Source organism: Priestia sp. USM5, assembly GCF_058323215.1.
This window is the reverse complement of sequence record NZ_JBSGKN010000001.1, coordinates 445,807-469,635: the sequence shown is the minus strand read 5'-3', so window position 1 is coordinate 469,635 and position 23,829 is coordinate 445,807. Positions and strand designations below refer to the sequence as shown.

The following is a 23,829-nucleotide window of genomic DNA, read 5'->3' as shown; positions in this document are numbered from 1 at the left end:
TGTTTTTACAGCTAGAAAACCATACTCTTAACTCCCTAGTGTAGAAGGATCCGCATAAAATGCAGGATCCTTTTTTACATTTCTTTCATCGCCTGCTGATAGATTTTAATCAAGTGTTGGAGAGCTTCAGCCATTGTGGCATCTCCGGTCATCATTTGTTTTTCAACATCCCCTAATGTTTGCTTAACTAAAGGATGTTCATAAAATGATTCTTGTAAATATTCATTAACACTTGCTTGTAACCATGCCTTCATTTGCTTTTGTCTTACTGCATAAAACAGATCTTTTTTATTCATCCATTCCTTATAGTCACAAATTATCTGCCATAAATGTTGAAACGACGCTTCTTCATAAGCAGAAGTTGTGATGACCTGTGGTTTCCACCCTCCGGAATGACCGTGAAGAAAACCGATGACACTTTTGTATTCTTTTGCAGTCACTTCTGCTTTTAGCCGGTTATCCCCGTCTGCTTTATTTACACAAATTAAATTAACCCATTCAAGCAGCCCTTTTTTAATTCCTTGCAAATCATCTCCTGCTCCGGTTAAAGCAAGCAAAACAAAGAAGTCTACCATCTCTTTTACAATCATTTCACCTTGGCCAACACCCATCGTTTCGACAAATATGATGTTATACCCAGCCGCTTCACAAAGAAAAATGGCTTCTCTCGTTTTAAGATGAACACCTCCAAGCGTTCCTTGAGAAGGTGAAGGACGGACAAAAGCGTTCTCTTGTTTGGCAAGCAGCTCCATTCTGGTTTTATCTCCTAAAATACTTCCTCCAGACAAGGTACTGCTTGGATCGACTGCTAAAACTGCAACGGAATGGCCATTTTTGCATAGATACGATCCAAATTTGTCAATCAGCGTACTTTTTCCTGCTCCTGGTACGCCAGTAAAACCAATGCGCACTGAATGCCCCGTATGGGGATAGATTTCTTTAATCAGCTGTTGTGCTATTGCTTTATGCTTCGGCGCTTTACTTTCAATTAAAGTAATGGCTTGAGCTAACGCTGTTCTTTTCCCTTCAAGCAGCCCTTGTTTATAATCTTGTACCGTTTTTAATTTCACCAATTGTCTTCACCAACTATTCTTCTAACCGTTTCTTTATTTCATGTAAGACGGAAACGGCCGCTTTTGGGATTACTGTTCCAGGTCCAAAGATTGCAGAAGCGCCGTGCTCTAAAAGAAATGAGTAGTCTTGTTTAGGAATAACGCCTCCGACAATAACAACGATATCGTCGCGCTCTAATTTCTTTAACTCATCAACAAGCTGCGGCAGTAACGTTTTATGCCCGGCTGCCAAAGAGCTTATCCCAATCACATGTACGTCGTTTTCTACAGCTTGTCTTGCTGTCTCTTCAGGCGTTTGAAATAAAGGGCCAATATCCACATCAAATCCAAGGTCAGCAAAGGCTGTTGAAATCACTTTTGATCCTCTGTCATGACCGTCTTGCCCCATTTTCGCCACTAAAATCCTTGGGCGTCTTCCTTCTTCCTCTAAAAATTCAGCCGTGAGCTTTCGAACTTCTTCGATTTGATCTCGATGCGCAAACTCCGCACTGTATACCCCGCTGACTGACTTAGAAGTAGCCTGATGTCTTCCAGCCACTTTCTCAATGGCTTCTGAAATTTCACCTAGTGTAGCTCTAGCTCTTGCAGCTTCAACCGCAAAAGCAAGGAGATTCCCTTCGCCTGTTTTGGCACAAGTGGTCAGTCGATTAAGCGCTTCGAGTACCGCTTGTTCGTTACGTTCACTGCGTATTTTCTTTAGCTTTTCCAGCTGCTTCATTCGAACTGCTGTGTTATCAATATCAAGAATATCAAGCGGTTCTTCTTGCTCCGGCTGAAACTGATTCACACCTACAATAATTTCTACCTGCGAGTCTATTCTTGCTTGTCTGCGCGCAGCAGCTTCTTCTATCTTCATTTTAGGTACGCCTGCTTCTATTGCTTTTGTCATTCCGCCGAGCTGTTCTATTTCTTCAAGGTGCTTCCACGCTTTTATCATTAATTCATTCGTTAATGATTCCACATAATAAGAGCCTCCCCAAGGGTCAATGACGGAACAAATCTCCGTTTCATTTTGCAAATAAAGCTGCGTATTTCGAGCAATTCTAGCTGAAAAATCAGTCGGAAGAGCAATCGCTTCATCCAGTGCGTTTGTATGAAGCGATTGCGTATGTCCTGACACTGCAGCCAGAGCTTCGACGCATGTTCTAATAACATTATTAAATGGATCCTGCTCGGTTAAGCTCCATCCGGACGTTTGAGAATGCGTTCTAAGAGCGAGTGATTTAGGGTTGTCCGGCTCAAACTGTTTCATGAGTTTTGCCCACAGCAGCCTCCCCGCTCTCATTTTCGCTACTTCCATAAAGTAGTTCATTCCAATTGCCCAGAAAAAGGATAGTCTCGGTGCAAACGCGTCAATTGAAATTCCTGCTTTCAAGCCGGTTCGTACATATTCAAGTCCATCTGCAAGCGTATAAGCAAGCTCTAAGTCTGCTGGAGCGCCTGCTTCTTGCATATGATAGCCTGATATACTAATACTGTTAAATTTCGGCATATGCTCCGCTGTATATTTAAAAATATCCGCAATGATTCGCATGGACATTTCAGGAGGATAAATATACGTATTGCGCACCATATATTCTTTTAAAATATCGTTTTGAATCGTTCCAGCCAGCTTTTCTTTTTTTACTCCTTGTTCTTCAGCTGTTACGATGTAGAAAGCTAAAATAGGAAGAACCGCCCCGTTCATCGTCATCGACACGGACATTTGATCAAGCGGAATCCCTTCAAACAGCTGCTTCATATCAATCATTGAATCAATTGCCACTCCTGCTTTCCCTACATCTCCAACAACTCTTGGATGATCAGAGTCATAGCCGCGGTGGGTAGCGAGGTCAAAAGCAACAGATAGCCCTTTCTGTCCAGCAGCTAGGTTTCGGCGGTAAAAGGCATTGCTTTCCTCCGCCGTTGAGTATCCTGCATACTGTCTAATCGTCCAAGGCCGATTCACATACATCGTTGCATACGGTCCTCTCACAAACGGTGGAATACCAGGTGCAAAGTGAATAAAGTCGAGGTCATCTCTGTCTGTTTTTGTATATAATGATTTTAATTCAATTTGTTCATTTGTTTGAAAAGCAGTGAATGAACTTTGAGCCACGTCCTCTTCCCTTTGCTGCTTTGAAAATGATAATGGAATATTAGAAAAAGAAGGCTTTTTATACATGAACTTCTACCTCCAAAGCACATAATAACTTCTTAACGCATTGAATAACATTTGTCTTAGGATGTATGACGCTCATTACACCTTTTTGCTGCCACTGCGTTTTGCGTGATACGTGTTCTTCCCCTACTACGTACACATAAACGGAATCTTCCTCAAAATAAGTCATCGCTTTTGTTAAGAGCTTTTCCACGAGTTCATCACTTCCACAGATTACATATGCTTCGTGCTTTTGTTCATTCATCCAATCTGCTATCTCGACGTAGGAATCTATGTTTTTAATTGTTTCACACGCAAAGCCTGCGCTTTCAAATAAAGACCGGGCAATCTCAGCTTTTTTATGGCTGCTAGGATCGGCGAGCTCCATAATGCCAATGCTCATTCCCTTTGTATAAACCCGTATTTTTTCAAACTTCTCTGCTGCTCTCCACTTAGTGAGCGGCACAACACTGTCTGGCTGTGACTGCTTCGCCATTTGTTTTAGCATCCACCCTGCTGTTACCCCTTTAGATGCTAGCTTTGTATAGTCCTCTAGCGAAAGATTTGATGAAAATTCCGAAGTGTTCTGGTCACTGTATTTATTCATTTTTCTTTCTTCTTTTTTAGACAGAGTGCTTTTTATCTCTTCAGATGCAGCGTGTTGCTTAGGAGCATAGTGTGTGACTCCGATCAAGCGCTCAATTCGGCACTCTATATCTCCTTGTCTTTTTACTCTCATTTGTTCAACTTCATCTTGAATTCGCCCTTGTTTTAAAGCTTCTTCCATTCCGCCGTGGTCTTCAATGTTGCCAAATAACTCCCAAGCTTTTGTCATTAATTCATGTGTGTAAGCTTCAACGTACCAAGAGCCTCCGGCAGGATCCATTACTTTTGATATATGTGTTTCGTGCTGCAAAATTAAGTGAGTATTACGGGAAAGGCGATGAGCGAACTGAGAAGATGAGGATGTAACGGAATCATATGGTTCAATATGCAGACTATCCGCTCCTCCTACAATAGAAGCAAACGCTTGAACCGTGCTCCTTAATGCATTTGTATACATATCTTCTTTAGACTGTGTAAGACGTGACGTTTCCGTATGAATAAACGGCACTGAAACGGCCGTGTCATCAAAAGCACGAACCACATTTGCCCAAAGCATGCGAAAAGCACGAAGTTTTGATATTTCCATAAATAAATGTGAGCTAACTGAAAAAGAAAAGGTCATGTGAGGTAAAACTTGATGTAAGGACAGACCGCGTTTCATGCATTCATCAATATACTGCACTCCTGTAGCAAGCATATAAGCTAGTTCTTGAACAGCGTTTGCACCGCTGTTATGGTAAGGAATGCTTGATACAATGATCGTTTTGAGCTCTGGAACATTACTGTGAGCCAAACGCGTTGCGTAAGCTAAATGATCGTATAAATCTCGAGTAGAAAGTGGAACTCTCCCGTATTCAGCAAGAGTGCCGAGCGGATCCATTCCAACCGTACCTGTTAGCTGTCTCATATCAAAGTTATGATCAACACAGTATGCTTTTAGAAACGAAAGAAGTGGAACGGATGTACATCCCGTATTTAAAAATAAAGGCACAGCTTCAAGAGCTACATGCTGAAACAAATGAGCAACATCCTCTAAAGTAGAAATTGTAGCGCCTGAGGCTACTTCAGCTTCAGTTGCTTCATCAACGTCTTTTCCTTGCCTCATTGCTTCACTGCACGTAAAAGCGGCCGTATTTTGTCCATTTCTCAAACTGTGTAAAAGAAGTTTATTGCTTTCTTTAATAGAAGGTAAGTCGATTTTTTGGGTGATTTCCCATTCCCCTAGTATGTATGATTCTTTACCGGCTCCTCTTAAACAATCTATTCCCGCCGGACTCTGCTGCAAGTAGTCTAAATGTGCCGTATCACTTTCAAAATAAAGCGGTTTCAAAAAGATGTTTTCTAACGTTTCTTTTGAGCGGAGCGCGGTGTTTTTGCTAACTTCCTGTGCCCAATCTTCTTTAGGTGTACGTGTAAATTCATGAAATGATAATGTATTTGTTTTCATTTCCATGCCCCTTTACAGTTAATAGCTGCCTGCTAGACCTAGATGATTACACTTTGAAGTTTGATGATTCTTCTTTTATTTTAATACATCTTTTACAAATTGTTCAATCATTGCTTCAAAATAAAAAAGCAAATGGAGAAAGCTCCATTTGCTTTTTTTAATAGACGGACGTATTCTCTTTAGACGTAGATTCTAAAATCTCTTTAACTCTTGCCAAGAACCTGCCGCACACCAAGCCGTCCAACACGCGGTGATCAAGTGATAAACATAAGTTAACCATATCTCGAACAGCAATCATGTTATCAATAATAACCGGACGTTTTACAATAGATTCTACTTGTAAAATAGCCGCTTGCGGGTAATTAATAATCCCCATTGATTGCACGGAACCAAATGAGCCTGTGTTGTTAACAGTAAACGTTCCGCCCTGCATGTCTTCAGACTTCAATGAACCCGTACGAACTTTTTGCGCAAGCTCTGTAATTTCACGCGCAATGCCTTTGATTGTCTTTTCATCGGCTTGTTTAATAACCGGCACAAATAAAGCATCGTCTGTTGCAACAGCAATGGATACATTAATATCTTTTTTCTGAACAATACGGTCTCCTGCCCACATTGAATTCATTTGAGGGAATTCTTTTAAAGCCTGAGCCACTGCTTTTAAGAAGAACGCAAAATAAGTTAAGTTAAAACCTTCTTTTTGTTTGAACTCCGTCTTTAATGCATCACGATAAGAAACTAAGTTCGTTACATCAACTTCAACCATTGTCCATGCATGCGGAATTTCGTGTTTACTGCGAAGCATATTTGCTGCAATAGCTTTACGCACGCCTGAAACAGGGATTTCTTGATCTCCGGCTGCAGACACAACCGGCGCGGGTTGCTTCGTTTTTGGAGCAGCTGCCGCTACGGATGCTTCTGGCTGAACTGTTGATGCAGGTGTTTCTTTCACTTCAGCAGCTCCGCCTTTTTCGATAACAGCTAAAATATCTTTTCTCGTAATGCGGCCGCCCGCTCCTGTTCCTGTCACGGTATCTAAATTAATATTATGTTCTTGTGACAGACGCATAACAGCTGGAGAGTATCGGCTTTTATTGGATTGACTGTCCGCTGTTTTTGGCGCTGATTCTTCTACAGTCTTATCAGACGTTTTCTGTTCTTTTTGAGGTACAGTTCCTTCTACTTCAATTAAACAAATCACTTCTCCCACGGGTAAAGTATCATCTTCACCTGCAATTAACTCTTTAATTGTTCCACTAAAAGAAGAAGGCACTTCAGCATTTACTTTATCCGTCATGACTTCAGCTAACGGGTCGTACTTATTTACGTGATCTCCAACAGAAACGAGCCATTTGCTAATTGTACCTTCTGTTACACTTTCACCGAGCTGCGGCATCGTAATTTTTTCAATAGCCAATTGATACAACTCCTTTTAAAATTGAGCTAATTCTCTCATTGCTTTTTCTACTTTATCTGGATTCACCATAAAATATTTTTCCATTGTTGGTGCATACGGCATAGCTGGAACATCGGGGCCAGCAAGGCGCTGAATTGGCGCATCTAAATCAAATAAGCAGTGTTCAGCAATAATAGCTGCTACTTCGCTCATAATGCTGCCTTCTTTGTTGTCTTCCGTTAAAAGCAGGACCTTACCTGTTTTAGATGCTGCTTCTATAATAGCTTCTTTATCAAGTGGATAGACCGTTCTTAAATCTAAGATGTGTGCTGAAATACCGTCTGCTTCTAGCTTTTCAGCAGCTTGAAGAGCAAAGTGTACACAAAGACCATATGTAATAACCGTGATGTCGTCTCCTTCTCTCTTTACATCTGCTTTGCCAATCGGAAGTACATAATCATCTTCAGGGACTTCTCCTTTAATCAAACGGTACGCACGCTTATGCTCAAAGAAAAGAACTGGATCATCATCACGAATAGCTGCTTTTAATAATCCTTTTACATCATAAGGCGTAGAAGGCATCACAATCTTTAACCCTGGCGTATTGGCAAAGAGTGCTTCAACAGATTGAGAATGATAAAGAGCACCGTGAACTCCGCCGCCGTAAGGAGCTCGAATTGTAATTGGACAACTCCAATCATTATTAGAACGATAGCGAATTTTTGCTGCTTCTGACACAATTTGATTGACTGCAGGCATAATAAAATCAGCAAACTGCATTTCAGCAATTGGACGCATGCCGTACATTGCCGCTCCGATTCCTACCCCCGCAATGGCGGACTCTGCAAGAGGTGTGTCAATGACTCTTTCTTCTCCGAACTGTTCGTACAGTCCGTTGGTTGCTTTAAATACGCCGCCTTTTTTCCCTACGTCTTCTCCTAATACAAACACGCGGGAATCTCTTTCCATTTCTTCACGAATGGCCATTGTTACTGCATCAATATATGAAATAACCGGCATATGTTCTCCTCCTTACTCACCGTACACGTATTTTAAAGCCGATTCCGCTTCTGCATAAGGAGCGTTTTCAGCATAATCTGTTGCATCATTAACGATGTTCATAATATCATCAAGCATTTGTTTTTCTCGTTCATCGGTTAACACGTTAACCTCTTTTAAATAAGCCGCAAAGTACGCAAGCGGATCACTCTTTTTAGCTTCAGACAATTCTTCTGCGCCGCGATATGCACGATCATCGTCATCACTTGAATGGGCAGTCAAACGCTCTGAAACAGTTTCAATAAGAGTAGGCCCTTCTCCTCTGGATGCACGATCTCTTGCTTCTTTTACCACTCGGTATACTTCAAGGACGTCGTTTCCATCAATTGTGTAGCCTGGCATACCATATCCAATCGCACGATCAGATACTTTTGCGCACCCTAGCTGCTTTTCAACCGGAACAGAAATCGCATACTTGTTATTTTCACACATAAAGATAACAGGAAGCTTATGAACACCTGCAAAGTTCGCGCCTTCGTGGAAGTCTCCTTGGTTAGAAGATCCTTCTCCAAACGTAACAAACGTGACTAAGTCTTTTTTCTCCAATCGTCCTGCTAAAGCGATTCCTACTGCATGAGGCACCTGTGTTGTAACTGGAGAAGATCCTGTTACAATTCGCTTTTCCTTATGGCCAAAGTGACCTGGCATTTGACGACCTCCTGAGTTTGGATCTTCTGCTTTAGCAAACCCAGAAAGCATTAAATCGCGCGCAGTCATTCCAAATGCCAGCACAACACCCAGATCGCGGTAATAAGGTAATATGTAATCATTCTCTCTGTTTAAGGCAAAAGCTGCGCCAACCTGAGCGGCTTCTTGACCTTGACATGAAATAACAAAAGGCACCTTCCCTGCACGGTTTAATAGCCACATACGCTCATCAATTTTTCGTGCAAGCAGCATAGTGCGGTACATTTCAAGTACTTGTTCATCAGTTAATCCTAATGATTCATGACGGTTTTTTGTCATGTTTAAACCTCCTTTAATCATCAAAAATGAATCGCTTTTCCATCTACAGCTAATGAAGCTTCTCCCATCGCTTCTGAAAGGCTAGGATGAGGATGAATGGTATGAGCAATTTCCCATGGTGTAGCATCCAATACCTTTGCAAGACCCGCTTCAGAAATCATATCCGTCACGTGAGGTCCAATCATATGCACACCAAGAACATCATTTGTGTCGGCATCGGCAATAATTTTAACAAATCCCTCTGCCTCTCCATATACAAGAGCTTTTCCAACGGCCTTAAACGGAAACTTTCCAACCTTCAGCTGAAATCCTTGCTGTTTTGCTTCTTGTTCTGTTAATCCTACACTTGCTGCCTCCGGGCTGCTGTATATGCATTTAGAGATTGTTGTATAATCAATCTTCAAAGGCTTTTCACCGTGTAAATGCTCAACAGCTACAATTCCTTCATGAGAAGCTACATGTGCAAGCTGCAGTCCACCAATCACATCTCCAATTGCGTAGATATGAGATTCTTTCGTTTGATAAAAATCATTTGTGGCAATCACACCGTTTTCTACTACAATATCGGTATTCTCGAGACCAATTCCTTCGACATTCGCTTGACGCCCTACAGATACAAGCAGCTTTTCTGCTTCATATTCTTGCATATCGTCTCCTACTTGAGCAGAAATTTTCACCTGACCACCAACAGACAGTGTATCAGCCATTACTTTAGCAGAAGTAATAATGGTCACTCCTTTTGCTTTTAAAAGCTTCGTCATTTCACGGGAGATATCTTGATCTTCTGTTGGTAAAATTCGATCGCTGTATTCAACAACCGTTACATCAACATCAAAATCTGTGAGCATTGACGCCCATTCAATTCCGATGACGCCGCCTCCCACAATAATAATAGAAGCAGGAAGTGTTTCCAGCTTTAATGCTTCATCTGAAGTGATTACTTTCTCTCCATCGATTGTTAAACCAGGTAATGTTCTAGGACGAGACCCTGTTGCGACAATTACATTCTTTGGAATAAGCATTTCGTTTTCTTCACCGCTTTTTAATTCGACGGAGATGGTTCCTGGCATAGGAGAAAAAATAGAAGGTCCTAAAATACGTCCAATCCCTTCATATACGTCAATTTTACCTTTTTTCATTAGCTGTTTGACACCATTATGTAACTGTGAAACAATTTCTGACTTTCGTTCTTGTACACGAGCATAGTTCAATAGTACATTGGACGTTTCTACGCCAAATTCACTGCTTTTCTTAGCCGTTTGATAGACTTCTGCACTTCTTAGTAAAGCTTTGCTTGGGATACACCCTGCGTGCAGGCATGTGCCGCCTAACTTATTTTTTTCCACAACCGCTACCGATAGACCTAACTGAGAGGCACGAATAGCTGCTACGTACCCTCCGGTTCCACCGCCGAGAATGACCAAATCATATTCTTTTGCCACACTGCTTCACACCTTTCTGCAAACGCTATTAAGCGCCTTTATATTCCTTTACTTCTTCTTCACCTGTAAGCACTCGGAGAGCCCCTTCAGCTAGCGCTTGAAGCTCATTTTCTCCAGGATAAACAATGACATCTGCAATCCACTTTACATGATTAATAATCAGCTCAACAAACGCTTTTGAATAAGCAATGCCTCCCGTTAGAATAATGGCATCTACTTTTCCATGCAATACCGTACTGGCAGCTCCAATTTCCTTCGAAATTTGATAAGCCATTGCTTCGTAGATAAGCTTAGCTTTTTCGTTTCCATTTTTCACTAGCGCTTCGACTTTCTGCACGTCAGATGTGCCCAAATAACCGACAAGTCCGCCTTTTCCTACAAGCATTTTCATAATCTCCTCGCGGTAATACTGACCTGAAAAGCAAAGACGAACTAATTCACCAACCGGTACACCGCCAGCGCGCTCTGGACTAAAAGGACCGTCGCCGTGCAGGCCATTGTTCACATCAATTACTTTTCCGCACTTGTGAACTCCAACTGTAATGCCCCCGCCCATATGGGTAACAATAACGTTCATTTGTTCGTATGTGCTATTCATTTCTTTGGCCACTTTTCGAGCCACCGATTTTTGATTCAGCGCATGAAAGATGCTTTTCCTTTCCATAAAAGGAGTTCCTGAGATACGAGCGATGTCACTTAGCTCATCTACCACCACTGGATCAACAATGTATGCTGGAATATTTAATCCAGACGCAATCTCAAACGCTAAAATCCCGCCTAAATTTGAAGCATGATGGCCGGCATAACCGTCTTTTAAATCTTTGAGCATGGCTTGATTTACTTCGTATGTGCCGCCTTCAATCGGGCGTAAAAGCCCTCCTCTTCCACATACTGCACTTAATTTAGATAAATTAATCCCTTCTTCATCAAGTGCCTCTAAAATCGAGTTTTTACGGAACTCATACTGTGCATATATCGTCTCAAACTGATTCATTTGCTGTGAATCGTAGCGGATTGTTCGATCAAAAATTGGTTTATCGTTGTGAAACACGCCAATTTTTGTGGACGTTGAACCCGGATTTATTATCAGCATTCGATATTCGTGCATATCCAACACATGTCCTCCTACCTTATCATTCTCATAAACGAAGGCTAGGTCGAAAGGATTTCATTTATTCCTTTTGCCTAGCCTTCAGCTCAAACATTAGCGCGTATGACGTCTACTTAAAATATGCTGTCCATTTTGTAAAAATTGACTGCGTGAACGACGCAGCTTTTCAATTCTTTCTTCAGCTAAGCGATCTGCTGCTAGATAGGTTGGAATGCCATCTCGCTTTGAGATTTCAACTACCTTTTCAATATTATCATAAATACCTTCAACTTTTTTCAGCGCACGCTCACGGTTATATCCAACTAGCTCATCAGCTACGTTAATAACGCCTCCTGCATTAATAACATAGTCCGGTGCATATACAATGCCTAATTCATGAATTAAATCACCATGACGCGTTTCTTTCAATTGATTATTAGCTGCCCCTGCAATAACTTTTGCTTTTATTTGAGGGATCGTTTCATCGTTAATCGTTGCTCCGAGTGCACAAGGAGCATAGATATCACATTCTACACCATAAATATCATTTGGGTCTACTGCTTGCGCACCAAATTCTTCTACCGCACGCTGAACAGCTTCTTTATTAATATCCGTTACAATAAGTTTTGCCCCTTCTTCGTGAAGGTGGCGGCATAAATTATATGCTACGTTTCCTACACCTTGGACAGCTACTACTTTTCCTTCAAGCATATCTGTTCCAAATGCTTCTTTTGCTGCTGCTTTAATTCCTCGGTATACGCCGTAGGCTGTGACTGGTGATGGATTGCCTGATGAACCGAAGGCAGGAGATACACCCGTTACATAATCCGTTTCCTCATATACAATATCCATATCCTCTACCGTTGTGCCCACATCTTCTGCTGTAATATATCGACCATTTAACCCTTGAATAAAGCGGCCAAATGCACGGAACATCGCTTCATTTTTGTCTTTGCGAGGATCTCCCATAATAACCGTTTTTCCTCCTCCTAAATTCAAGCCTGCTGCTGCATTTTTATAAGTCATTCCGCGTGATAAACGAAGCGCATCTTCAATTGCAGCCTCTTCTGATTCATATGTCCACATTCTCGTACCGCCTAGAGCTGGTCCAATTGTTGTATCATGAATCGCAATAATGGCTTTTAAGCCTGAATCTTTATCTTGGCAAAATAATAACTGCTCATAATCGTATGTTTCCATATAGTCAAAAATTTTCATTGTTAGTGCCTCCTAAGAATTCTGTTGAGCGACGCTGATAGCAAGCGCCAGTGAGTATAATTTACTTTCTGATGAATCTGCTCTGGATGTTAAGACGACCGGAGCTTTTGCCCCCGCTAGAATAGCTCCAACTTTTGCTTTAGCAAAATAAATAAGGGATTTATATAAGACGTTCCCTGTTTCAATTGCTGGAACGAGTAATATATCTGCTTGACCGGCAACTTCACTTTGAATGCCTTTTTGCTTGGCTGCTTCTATGTTAATGGCATTGTCGAGTGCTAAAGGTCCATCAATAACGCAACCTTTAATTTGTCCTCTGCGGTTCATCTGTGTAAGAAGTGCAGCCTCTACTGTGGCAGGCATCAAAGGGTTCACAACTTCAACCGCTGCAACAGGAGCTACCTTTGGCACCTCTATCCCAATCGAGTGAGCAACGTTCACCGCGTTTTGAATGATTTGAACTTTCTCTTCCAGAGATGGCGTAATATTCATAGCTGCATCTGTTACAAGAATAGGGCGGTCATAGTGAGGAACATCAAACACAGCTACGTGTGATAAAACATTTCCCGTACGCAAACCATGCTCTTTATTTAACACAGCTTTTAAAATAAGCGATGTGGATAAATTCCCTTTCATTACGATATGAGCTTGACCTTGCTGAACTGAACGCACAGCCAATTGAGCCGCTTCTAAAACGGACTCCGTATGTACGACCGTCACAGCCTTATGAGTGAGTAAGGATGGGCGGTACTGCCTGAATAATTCATTAATTGTTGTTTCGTTGCCAAACAAAATAAATTCAGAAACTTCCCTTGACACAGCTTCATACACTGCCTCAATTGTTTCTAAGTCTTCAGCTGCAGCAACAGCAACAGTCAAAGAAGACTGCTTAGCAACCCGAGATAAGATGGTAGCAAGAGTCATGGAATGTTCGACCTCTCCTTTTTCATTCTTTCTTTTGCCCCTTTTTAAAGAGCATACTGCGCGTTTATGCAGTCACTTAAAATATATGCAAGATTTGTGCCACACTCTGCATATATTACATAATATAGCTGCTTATATCCGTTTCTACGCACAAAAAAATTTTTTTATTGATTCTAACGACAAACAGAAAAAAAGAATACCTCTCTATTTATATGCAATAACTTGCACACCATGCATTTTATTGCATGCTGTTATTTGCAAGATTGTATTTTTCCAACTTATAATACAGAGAACGCAGGGAAATATTGAGCTGTTTTGCTGTTTTCGTTCGGTTATACTTGTTTGCAATCAGCACTTTTTGAATAAGTTCAGCTTCATAATTTTCCATCATGTGCGCTAAAGTCTTCCCTTCGAATACTACCTCTTCATTCGCCTGATTTTTTTCTTTTTTGCCCTTGCCTTCAAGTGAAGGGAGATGAACAGAATCAATCATTGTTTCCGTATAGTGCATATAAATAATAGCTCTTCCTAATATGTTTTCAAGCTCTCTGACGTTTCCTGGCCAGTCGTATGATCTCAATGATTGTAAGGCCCGATCTGTTACCCCTTCAACATGTCGGCCGTAATCTTGATTAATTTTTGTAATTAAGTGTGTAACAAGCGCTCCAATATCCTCTTTTCTCTTCCGAAGAGGAGGTATGTGAATCGGAATTTTGTTTAGCCGATAATACAAGTCCTGTCTAATGCTTCCATCAGCCATTCCTTTTTCTAAATTCACATTCGTAGCTGCAATCACGCGAACATTCACCGGAATAGGGGTCGTGCCTCCAACGCGAATAAGCTCTTTTTCTTGAAGCACTCGAAGCAGCTTAGCCTGCATATGAGCTGAAAGCTCCCCGATTTCATCCAAAAAGATGCTACCGTTATTGGCTTCTTCAAAAACACCTCGTTTTCCGCCTCGTTTTGCCCCGGAAAAAGCTCCTTCTTCATACCCAAAAAGTTCACTTTCAAGCAAAGACTCAGAAAGTGCAGCACAGTTGATCCGAACAAATTTATTAAACTTTCGGCTGCTCGCATTATGAATCGCATGTGCAAACAGCTCCTTACCCGTCCCAGATTCACCTCTAAGCAAAACAGTAGCTGGTGTTTTAGCAGCAAGTCTAGCCTGCTCAATTGCTAACTGAAATTCTTCAGACTGACCAATGATATCAGCAAATGAATATTTCGCTTCAAGCGTTCGGATAATTTGACGCGCTCTTTTGAGTTCATTTGTAAGCTCTTGAATTTCAGACATATCATGAATAACGCCAACGCTGCCTTTTAATTTTCCATCCACAATAACAGGGGCAACATTCACAACTACGTCTCTTTTACTCGGACCAAGCCTCATTCTTACACCTCGAACAGGACGTCTTGTTTGCAGCACCTTCATGTGCATACTGTCTCCTTCAGAGATATCGGCAGTCGCGGGCTGACCAATAATATCCGTCTTTTTTAAACCCGTAATTCTCGTATAAGCAGGATTAATTAAAATCCCTCTTCCTTCTTCATCGACAACCGAAATAGCTTCTTCAGAAGATTGAATAATAGCTTGAAGCATAGTTTGTACTTCTTTTAAGTTCGTAACTTCTTCTGCCAATCCGACAACGTCCGTAATATCTTTAAAAATCGAAAAGGCACCAAACAGCTCTCTATTCTCGTCGAGTATTGGTATTCTAGTCGTAATGACCTTCCGTCCGCTATCTAACACAAATTCACTATTTTGATCAATCGTTTTTGTATGAAGAACATCAACAAGTTTACTATTTGGAATGACTTCATGAAGATGCTTACCAATTACATCTCTGTGTGAAAAGTTCGTCAAACGCTCGGCACTTTGATTAAATAGCGTAATATATCCATTCCTATCAATCACGACCATCGCATCATGAGCCGCGTTAAAAATAAGATCATATTTATACGATTCTTGCTTTAACCGCTGAATTAACTCTTCTTTTTCCTCCATCAGATTGGCCATAATTTCAGCAACCAATCCCGGAACTACCAGTGCATCAGCTGGTTTGCTTCTCTGCAATTGTTGAAAAACACCTTGTTTACCTGTTGTTTCAACAATGACATCGAGCTGCTTTGTCATATAAGGCTCCCAATTCATTCCGGTTGAAATATCTTGTTCTTTCGCATGCAAAACAGCCGGCGCGTCAGCTCGTACGTCTACTACACCAATCACTTTCATAAATTCGGTTTCCAACAAGATTTTCAGAATAGCTAATCCGCCTTTTCCTCCTCCAACGATCAACACATTTTGCATATTTTTTCACCTTTTCTACTTAATATGTACATGTTCCGTGCAAAATATTGCATATACCTATCATATAAAAAAAGAAACGCTCTTGACAATTTATTTAGTTCTTTTATGATTCAAGTATAACGGTTTTATAATGTAAACGCATTCATTTTAAAAAAGAGAAGCGAAAGGAGAAGCTATGGTTCGAATTATTGCCCTGCTAATCTTACTTATTCCTGGTATACTCGCTGGATATGGCATTAAACTGATGAGAGATATGATTTTTGGCATCCTGCAATTCCCGTTCCCTTCTTTATTTTTGCAATTTTCAGTCGGCCTTCTGTTATTTGTAATCGGCCTTGGATTTGTTGCTGGCTTTATTCTGCACAGAGACCGCAAGCGAAACAAAGTTCAAAACAGATTTCAAAAAGATAAAAAAACATCGCATTAATGCGATGTTTTTTTACGAAAAGCGTCCCCCAAATTGCTTCACCATTTTTTCAGGATAATCAGTAATAATGGATTCACATCCATATTTCCGAAGCTGCTCAGCTACTTTTACATCATTTACTGTGTAAGGTCGCACTGGAATTTGACAATCTTTTGAAGCGGCTACATTTACTTCATTCACGGTACGCTGATTAGGGTGAAGAGCTTTTGCGCCAAGATGCTGCGCATATACCCAAGGCTCATACATCGGATAAGAATATAAAATAGCTGTTTCAATCGTAGAATCCAAAGAACCAATTCGGGCTAAGCTGTTATGATTAAAAGATGAAATCATCGTTCGATCCTTCATCTTGTATAAATAAATTAAATCTAAAACTTTCATTTCTAAGTATGGATAGTCAAATATATTGTTTTTCAACTCAATATTTACGCTAATTCCTTCACTTGAAGCCCACTCCATTACTTCATTTAACATGGGAATTTTACATCCCCCGTACTTTTTTTTGAACTTATAGCTCGCATCTAATTTTTGTAAATCTTGATACGTAAAATCTTTTACATACCCTTTTCCATTCGTCGTTCGATCTACTTTTTCATCATGAATTACAGCAAGTTCTCCATCCTTTGTCATATGCACATCAAGTTCAATTCCGTGTGCTCCGACTCTCGCTGCTTCTTTGAAGGAAATCATCGTATTTTCAGGAAACGTTCCAGCTGCGCCGCGATGACCTATTACAAACATACTTGCTCAACTCCTCTATTATCACTTATTATTAACTTTAGCATTACTTAATAGTGAAAGCACGAATTTACTGTTTATACTTCTTCACTTTCATTACTTTATATGCAAAAGGAGGTCGTTGTGTATGAGACCACTGCAAATTTCTCCGGATACAGCCGTAAAATTAGCAGAACAATTAAATATCCCCCTCGAGCAATTGATGCATATGCCTCAGCATATTTTGCTGCAGAAGCTTGCTGAATTAAATGCGGGCGAAGATAAAAAAGGATCTGAATAACAGATCCTTTTTTCTTTCGAGTTTTCGTTTCCAAAAATAGTATTACTTTCTTACTTCATTTCCCATAACATATATTAGAATATTTAATAATATAAATATATTTTTAAAAATGCTTTTAAATAAGTAATTTAATACTTTTTTGTGTATATTTAATTATTTTTTGATTTTTCCATATAATTTCATTGACGAAATTATTGTTTTTCTACTAAAATAAAAATACATTATATTTATTCCAGTACTTATATTTTGATTTTTTGATCAATTCAAATAAAAGAATTAAATAGTATGAGAGAAATTTTAGGGGGACTTCATTATGCAAGCAGCTGTACAACACGAAAATCAGCAGCCAAATGAGTCTAGGAAAAAACACCCTCCTGGACTGTACTTATTATTCGCGACTGAGGCATGGGAAAGATTTAGTTATTATGGAATGAGAGCCATTCTGGTTCTTTATTTAACTGCTACCGCTGCTCAAGGTGGACTCGGGGTAGATAAAGCAACTGCACTGAGCTTATATGGAACATTCACTAGTGCTGTTTACATTACGCCGATGATTGGCGGATATTTAACAGACCGCTTCCTCGGAAGAAGGCTAGCCATCACAATCGGTGGTGTGATTATGGCACTCGGGAATTTTTCCATCTTCATTCATCAAAGCGTAGCCGCTTTGTATATCGGACTTGCTTTATTAATTATCGGAAACGGCTTTTTCAAACCAAATATCTCCACATTGGTCGGAGATCTTTATGCAGAAAATGATCCTCGCCGTGACGGTGCTTTTACCATTTTTTATATGGGTATTAACTTTGGTGCATTTTTCGCCCCATTAGTTGTTGGATTAATGAGTTATAAATACGGATTTTTAACAGCAGCTATCGGAATGGTTGTTGGACAAATTTTATTTAACCTACTGGCTAATCGCTATTTAGGTGATATTGGGAAAGAGCCTACAGGAAAAGTTCATGCAGCAGCATCTCAAACATCAACTGCTCCGCTGACAGCACGAGAAAAGAAAAGAACGGTTGCTATCGTTATTCTAGCTTTCGTTGTTATTGCTTTCTGGACAGCTTTTGAACAGGCTGGAAGTTCTTTAACGCTATATGCTCAAGATCAAATTGATCGTCAAATCGGTAGTTTTACGGTTCCAACAGAGTGGTTCCAATCATTGAATCCACTGTTTATCATGATTTTAGCACCAATTATGTCACTTGTTTGGTACAAGCTAGGAAATTCAAAACGCGGTGATTTTAAAACACCAACAAAAATGGGTATGGGACTTGTAACAGTCGGATTAGGATTCTTAATTTTAATTCCAGCCGTTATGTATACTGGTAATGACCCAGCTTTAAAAGTAAATATTCTATTTATGATTTTCACTTACTTCCTGCACACGCTAGCTGAGCTTATGATTTCGCCAGTAGGGTTGTCTATGGTAAGTAGACTGGCTCCATTAAAGCTTGCTTCTCTTTTAATGGGCGTATGGATGGCAAGCTCTGCTGTTGCTAATAAGCTAGCGGGTGTTCTTGCATCTTATACACAGTCGTTAGGTTATTTCGACATCTTCAGCTTAATCGGAGCTGTAACAATTGTACTTGGAATTATTGTTTTGTTCCTTTCAAAACCGATTGCTAAATTAATGGATTAAAAAAAGCAGCCTTTTCTGAAGGCTGCTTTTTTTATCATTTACTTATCCATATATGTAGATGAATTTTTTAACACATCTTCTAAATCTTCTTTCAAACACAAAGCCCTCATAACAATTAAATAAATTATTTCAATAAAATACACTACTATGGATCACAAGATGTACATTCCCTTAACCTCCCTATTTCCAACTCTTAAAACAAAATGAAAGGACCCATGAATGATTAAAATTCATCGGCCCTCCAGTAAAAAGTTTATTGATTTTCAGTTTGCTATCTAGTGTAAATTCCAAAAGTTTATCGGCATGTACTCTGTATTACAAAAGGTATCAGCTCACTCAAAACCCCGTAATTCCAGCAGTCCTATCCCTTTCAACTCGCTTTATGTTCAAGGCGTAATTTATCCGCAACCATGGCGATAAATTCACTATTTGTCGGCTTTGCTTTTGACATGCTGACAGTATATCCGAATAATGAAGAAATAGAATCAATGTTCCCTCGGCTCCATGCTACTTCAATGGCATGACGAATGGCGCGCTCAACGCGGCTTGCTGTTGTATTGTATTTTTTTGCAATGTCAGGATACAGCACTTTTGTAATCGACCCAAGCAGCTCAATATCCTTATATACCATTGAAATGGCTTCTCTCAAATATAAATAGCCTTTAATATGAGCAGGTACACCAATTTCGTGAATGATGCTCGTAATGCTTGCATCTAAATTTGCTGGTTTGCTGTCGCGATGCGAACGCATGGAAGAAGATGAACGTTGCATAAATGAAGATGTTTGTCCGCTAACTTGACGAATATGATTCACTAAGTTTTCCATATCAAACGGCTTTAGAATAAAATAAGCAGCTCCTAAATCAACCGCTTTTTTCGTTACGTCTTCTTGCCCAAATGCTGTTAGCATGATGACATTTGGATAATTTTCTTTTTTCATTTCTTTTAACTGACCTAAAACTGCTAATCCATCTAGATGCGGCATAATAATGTCTAATACAAGAACATCCGGATCTTTATCTTTTAAAATGGATAAACACTCTTGTCCATTGTAAGCTACTCCGATTACTTCCATGTCTTCTTGCTCTGAAATATAATCTTCAAGCAAACCAATTAGTTCCCGATTATCATCAACCAAGCATACTTTAATTTTTTTCAATGCAGATTCCTCCTCAGTCCTTTATGTTATACGTCGTTTCCTACGTGTCTCTATTCTTTATTCTAAAGGACAAATTCGACAATGCAACATTATTTCCTTTATTTTTTTAGAAAAAAGTCTTTTAAATGGAATTTATTCGATTTTCTCTTATTTTCTTTGTTTTTCGACGTTTTTCTCGTACATTTACGACAATAATTTTTATCAAAAAAAGCGAACTAATGACAACATTAGCTCGCTTTTTTTCGATTATTTTTATAAATATCGATTCCTGCTTCATTAAGCATCCATTCAATATGGACACCGTAACCGGAGGTAGGATCATTTACAAAAACATGGGTAACCGCTCCAACGACTTTACCGTTTTGAATAATCGGACTCCCGCTCATTCCTTGAACAATTCCACCTGTTTTCTTTAACAATTTAGGATCTGTAATTTTAATGACCATTCCTTTAGTAGCCGGAAACTTTTGAGGTATAGTACTCATAATTTCAATATCAAATTCTTCCACTTGATCATCATCTACTACCGTTAGAATTTTAGCAGGTCCTTCTTTTACTTGATGAGATAGAGCAATTGGCATTGCTTTATCCATTATTCCGTTTTCCATCGTTGAAGACAATTTTCCAAAAATACCGAAAGGACTATTTCGTGTAATATTTCCAATGATTTGTCTATCTTCAGAAAACCTCGCTAGCTTTTCGCCGGGAACGCCGTTCGAACCTTTCTCAATTGATGTAACGGTCGAACGGACAATTTGTCCATCTTCTACTACGATTGGCTTTTTTGTATCCATATCCGAAATAACATGGCCTAAAGCGCCGTATTTTTTAGATTTTGGATCATAAAAAGTCATTGTGCCAATTCCTGCAGCTGAATCACGGATGTATAAACCGATTCTGTACGCATAATCTTGCTTATCTTTTAACGGATACAGCTTCGTGTCAAACTGCTTTTTTTCTCTTAAAATATGCAGATTTAATGGTTCACCCGTTTTCCCTGCCTGCTGAATAAACGGTGTAATATCACTCATTTTTTCAATGGTTTTACCATTAATCTTCGTAATCATATCTCCAACTTGAATACCCGCAATTTCGCCAGGAGATTTTTTACCTTTTGCTGTATCTACCTGATGATAGCCTACAACAAGAACACCTTTTGAATTTAATTTCACACCGATTGATTGTCCACCAGGAATGACTTTAAAATCAGATAATACCTGCACGTCTACACGCTTTACAGGAATACCGGCCAAATGAAGCATCAACTCTTCTTTGCCTACCTGTTTGCCTGCTACGGTCAGCTTCGCCTTGTTACTTGTTACATCGTAAACAGGTGATGAAGCTTCTACGCTAAGCGGTAATGTCGTATTAATTTTTTCTTTTTGCTGTTCAAATAAGACGATTTGTTTTGGAATGTGTATATATTGTTGCACAACTGGAATAAATCCTACAAAAATGAACGAAACAAGGAGAATCGCACCAATTATATGTCTGTATCGATTTTGCATGTTTTCACTCTCCTCGCTTCCTCGCCTAAATGGCTACACATTTAATTTAGCCTTCTTAGAGCGCATTTATAACAGAAGTTCAGAGAAAAATGAAAAGAAGTGCAAGGAAACATTTTCAGTTCCTCCATTTTGTATAAAAAAACACCTTTAACACATACTGTTACGTGTTAAAAGGTGTTTTTTTAAATGGTCTGCTTCATCTTATCCGCTAAATCTAAAAGCTCTTTGGCATGCTCCTTCGTTAAGCTTGTAATTTCAGCTCCTGCAATCATTCGACCAATTTCTTTTACTTTTTCATCAAGAGTTAATGGAAGAACAGATGTCGTTGTACGATCACCTTTTATCTCTTTAGCAATAAAGAGATGAGTATCTGCCATAGCTGCTACCTGCGGCAAATGAGATATGCAAAGAACCTGCGAATCAACGGAAATGGCATGTATTTTTTCACCGATCGATTGAGCTACTCTTCCACTTACGCCTGTATCAACTTCATCAAAGATAATGGACGTCACGCCTTGATGCTTAGAGAAGATGCTCTTTAACGCCAGCATGATCCTTGACAGTTCTCCGCCTGATGCTACTTTCGCAAGAGGCTTTAACGGTTCACCAGGGTTGGTAGAAATATAAAACTCTACGTTGTCAATGCCGTCTTTGGTGAATTTTATTCTTTCGCCATTTACTTCAACGTCATTTTTACCTGCATTTACGACAGAGAATTTAATTTGAAATACGGTTTTAGCCATATAGAGTTCTTGAAGCTCATGATGGATGCTGTCCGTTAACTCCTGAGCAAGTTTTTTTCGAATAGCTGAAACGTTGTTAGCTTCTACTAATAAATCCTGTGCTACGCTGTTTAACTGTTCTTTGATCTTGCTCACGTGCGTATCTCGATTTTCAATACGATCAATTTCATCTTCAATTTGTGCTGCATATTCTAGAATTTCATCTACACTTTGACCGTATTTACGCTTTAAGTGATTAATTTCATTTAAACGCGCTTCAATAAAGTCTAAGCGTTTCGGATCAAATTCTAATAAATCCAGCTGCTGACGAATTTTATAAGATGCGTCTTCTAACTGATAGAAGCTCGATGAAATAATCTCCGAAATTTCGGCATAGTTTTTTTCCAGTGACGAAATATCCTCCGTATGATTCATTGCTACGCCTACCCAATCCAGACCTTGATGTTCACCGTGCAGCGCATTGTACGCATCGTTTAGCGACGTATAGATCTTTTCAAAGTTGGAAATCTTCAAACGCTCTTCATTTAGTTCCTCGTCTTCATTGAGCTGCAAATTTGCGGCTTTGATTTCATCTAATTGAAATTGAATAAGATCGAGGCGATGTGCCATCTGCTGCTCATTTTCAGTTAATTGATCCAACTGCTTTTTTAGCGACGTATACCTCGAAAATACCTCTCGATACTCCGTCAAAGCCTCTTCTACTTTTTCTCCTCCATATTGATCAAGAAGAGTTAAGTGACGATCTTGATTCATTAAATCTTGGTGCTCGTGCTGTCCATGTATATCAATTAACGTCTGTCCGACTTCACGTAGGATAGCTAACGTGACGAGCTTCCCATTGATACGGCAAATACTTTTCCCATTTGTAGTGATATCTCGGCGAAGCACAATCATTCCATCTTCCACTTCCAAACCGACTTGTTTGGCTTTTTCGTGACTCGGATGCTGTTCTTCATCAAATAAGAAAAGCCCTTCAATTTCGGCTCTGTCTGTTCCATGGCGGACAAACTCCGAAGAGCCTCTTCCACCTACTAACAATGAAATGGCATCAATAATAATCGACTTTCCCGCTCCTGTTTCGCCTGTTAATACCGTTAAGCCTTTTTCAAATGAAACAGAAAGTTCATCAATAATCGCAAAGTTTTTAATGGATAATTCAGCTAACAACCTGCTTCACTCACCTTTATAACATTTCTAAGAATCGGTCTGATATAATTTGCGTATCTTCAGGAGTACGGCAAATAATCAAACATGTATCGTCTCCACAAATTGTTCCTAATATTTCATCCCAGTCCAAATGATCAATTAATGCGCCAATCGCATTTGCGTTTCCCGGCAATGTTTTCATCACCAGCATATGCCCGGCTGAATCAATTTTTACAAATGCGTCCATAAGAGAGCGCTTTAACTTTTGTAAGGGATTAAAACGCTGATCTGCAGGCAAGCTGTATTTGTATCGTCCGTCCATCAAAGGCACTTTGACTAAGTGCAGTTCTTTAATATCACGAGAGATTGTTGCCTGTGTTACATTAAAACCTTGGTTTTTTAAAATATCTACCAATTCATCCTGTGTTTCAATATCATTATTCGTGATAATGTCACGAATTTTAATATGTCTTTGCCCTTTATTCATGTTGGCACCTCACATTAATATGTAATC

At 39.7% G+C, this 23,829-nt stretch carries 19 protein-coding genes and 1 pseudogene; 3 read left to right on the top strand and 17 right to left on the bottom strand.

Annotated features, from left to right (window positions below):
* Window positions 1–74: 74 nt before the first annotated feature.
* The 12 genes and pseudogenes from meaB to ACWATA_RS02375 all read right to left on the bottom strand — a co-directional run bounded on the left by meaB (window position 75) and on the right by ACWATA_RS02375 (window position 15,669).
* Window positions 75–1,070, bottom strand: coding sequence for a methylmalonyl Co-A mutase-associated GTPase MeaB (gene meaB / locus ACWATA_RS02430; RefSeq protein WP_033579718.1), 996 nt, complete (start codon window positions 1,068–1,070; stop codon window positions 75–77).
* A 16-nt stretch (window positions 1,071–1,086) separates the two neighbouring features.
* Window positions 1,087–3,237, bottom strand: coding sequence for a methylmalonyl-CoA mutase (gene scpA, locus ACWATA_RS02425; RefSeq protein ID WP_165635153.1), 2,151 nt, complete (start codon window positions 3,235–3,237; stop codon window positions 1,087–1,089).
* A complete protein-coding gene (locus ACWATA_RS02420) occupies window positions 3,230–5,266 on the bottom strand; it encodes a methylmalonyl-CoA mutase family protein (RefSeq protein WP_099000487.1) in 2,037 nt (678 codons plus the stop codon). The genes scpA and ACWATA_RS02420 overlap by 8 nt, the downstream gene beginning before the upstream one ends.
* Window positions 5,267–5,423: 157 nt before the next feature.
* Window positions 5,424–6,242 (bottom strand): dihydrolipoamide acetyltransferase family protein, encoded by an 819-nt coding sequence (locus ACWATA_RS02415; protein ID WP_473050208.1) that lies wholly within the window; start codon window positions 6,240–6,242, stop codon window positions 5,424–5,426.
* 5 nt (window positions 6,243–6,247) lie between these two features.
* Window positions 6,248–6,683, bottom strand: a pseudogene (locus ACWATA_RS02410) (biotin/lipoyl-containing protein); the annotation flags it as partial.
* Window positions 6,684–6,698: 15 nt separating this feature from the next.
* A complete protein-coding gene (locus ACWATA_RS02405) occupies window positions 6,699–7,682 on the bottom strand; it encodes an alpha-ketoacid dehydrogenase subunit beta (RefSeq protein ID WP_013084975.1) in 984 nt (327 codons plus the stop codon).
* Window positions 7,683–7,694: 12 nt separating this feature from the next.
* Complete coding sequence (locus ACWATA_RS02400; protein ID WP_014458261.1) at window positions 7,695–8,687, bottom strand: thiamine pyrophosphate-dependent dehydrogenase E1 component subunit alpha; 993 nt, start codon at window positions 8,685–8,687, stop codon at window positions 7,695–7,697.
* 20 nt (window positions 8,688–8,707) lie between these two features.
* Window positions 8,708–10,129 (bottom strand): dihydrolipoyl dehydrogenase, encoded by a 1,422-nt coding sequence (lpdA, locus tag ACWATA_RS02395; RefSeq protein ID WP_275210714.1) that lies wholly within the window; start codon window positions 10,127–10,129, stop codon window positions 8,708–8,710.
* A 28-nt stretch (window positions 10,130–10,157) separates the two neighbouring features.
* Window positions 10,158–11,237, bottom strand: a complete 1,080-nt coding sequence (buk, locus tag ACWATA_RS02390; RefSeq protein WP_372492011.1) for a butyrate kinase — start codon at window positions 11,235–11,237, stop codon at window positions 10,158–10,160.
* Between the two features lie 96 nt (window positions 11,238–11,333).
* Window positions 11,334–12,437, bottom strand: a complete 1,104-nt coding sequence (gene bcd / locus ACWATA_RS02385; RefSeq protein WP_473049561.1) for a branched-chain amino acid dehydrogenase — start codon at window positions 12,435–12,437, stop codon at window positions 11,334–11,336.
* Window positions 12,438–12,449: 12 nt separating this feature from the next.
* Entirely contained in the window at window positions 12,450–13,361 is a 912-nt protein-coding gene (gene yqiS / locus ACWATA_RS02380) for a phosphate butyryltransferase (protein WP_028411582.1), read from the bottom strand.
* Window positions 13,362–13,599: 238 nt separating this feature from the next.
* Window positions 13,600–15,669, bottom strand: coding sequence for a sigma-54 interaction domain-containing protein (locus ACWATA_RS02375; RefSeq protein ID WP_034271001.1), 2,070 nt, complete (start codon window positions 15,667–15,669; stop codon window positions 13,600–13,602).
* 175 nt (window positions 15,670–15,844) lie between these two features.
* Here ACWATA_RS02375 and ACWATA_RS02370 point away from each other — a divergent pair, with 175 nt between their 5' ends.
* Window positions 15,845–16,096 (top strand): DUF2627 domain-containing protein, encoded by a 252-nt coding sequence (locus ACWATA_RS02370; protein WP_320518010.1) that lies wholly within the window; start codon window positions 15,845–15,847, stop codon window positions 16,094–16,096.
* 12 nt (window positions 16,097–16,108) lie between these two features.
* Here the strand turns inward: ACWATA_RS02370 and ACWATA_RS02365 are convergent, their stop codons facing one another.
* Window positions 16,109–16,837 (bottom strand): glycerophosphodiester phosphodiesterase, encoded by a 729-nt coding sequence (locus ACWATA_RS02365; protein ID WP_165635152.1) that lies wholly within the window; start codon window positions 16,835–16,837, stop codon window positions 16,109–16,111.
* 124 nt (window positions 16,838–16,961) lie between these two features.
* Here ACWATA_RS02365 and ACWATA_RS02360 point away from each other — a divergent pair, with 124 nt between their 5' ends.
* Both ACWATA_RS02360 and ACWATA_RS02355 read left to right on the top strand, forming a co-directional pair.
* Window positions 16,962–17,114 (top strand): YycC family protein, encoded by a 153-nt coding sequence (locus ACWATA_RS02360; RefSeq protein ID WP_064504589.1) that lies wholly within the window; start codon window positions 16,962–16,964, stop codon window positions 17,112–17,114.
* A 313-nt stretch (window positions 17,115–17,427) separates the two neighbouring features.
* A complete protein-coding gene (locus ACWATA_RS02355; protein WP_033579713.1) occupies window positions 17,428–18,759 on the top strand; it encodes a peptide MFS transporter in 1,332 nt (443 codons plus the stop codon).
* Between the two features lie 370 nt (window positions 18,760–19,129).
* Here ACWATA_RS02355 and spo0A read toward each other — a convergent pair whose 3' ends face one another.
* From spo0A to ahrC, 4 genes are all read right to left on the bottom strand, one after another.
* Window positions 19,130–19,918 (bottom strand): sporulation transcription factor Spo0A, encoded by a 789-nt coding sequence (gene spo0A, locus ACWATA_RS02350; RefSeq protein ID WP_013084985.1) that lies wholly within the window; start codon window positions 19,916–19,918, stop codon window positions 19,130–19,132.
* A 227-nt stretch (window positions 19,919–20,145) separates the two neighbouring features.
* Complete coding sequence (spoIVB, locus tag ACWATA_RS02345; protein ID WP_028411587.1) at window positions 20,146–21,426, bottom strand: SpoIVB peptidase; 1,281 nt, start codon at window positions 21,424–21,426, stop codon at window positions 20,146–20,148.
* 182 nt (window positions 21,427–21,608) lie between these two features.
* Window positions 21,609–23,336, bottom strand: coding sequence for a DNA repair protein RecN (gene recN / locus ACWATA_RS02340; protein WP_028411588.1), 1,728 nt, complete (start codon window positions 23,334–23,336; stop codon window positions 21,609–21,611).
* Window positions 23,337–23,352: 16 nt separating this feature from the next.
* Window positions 23,353–23,802, bottom strand: a complete 450-nt coding sequence (ahrC, locus tag ACWATA_RS02335) for a transcriptional regulator AhrC/ArgR (protein WP_013059136.1) — start codon at window positions 23,800–23,802, stop codon at window positions 23,353–23,355.
* Window positions 23,803–23,829 lie beyond the last annotated feature (27 nt).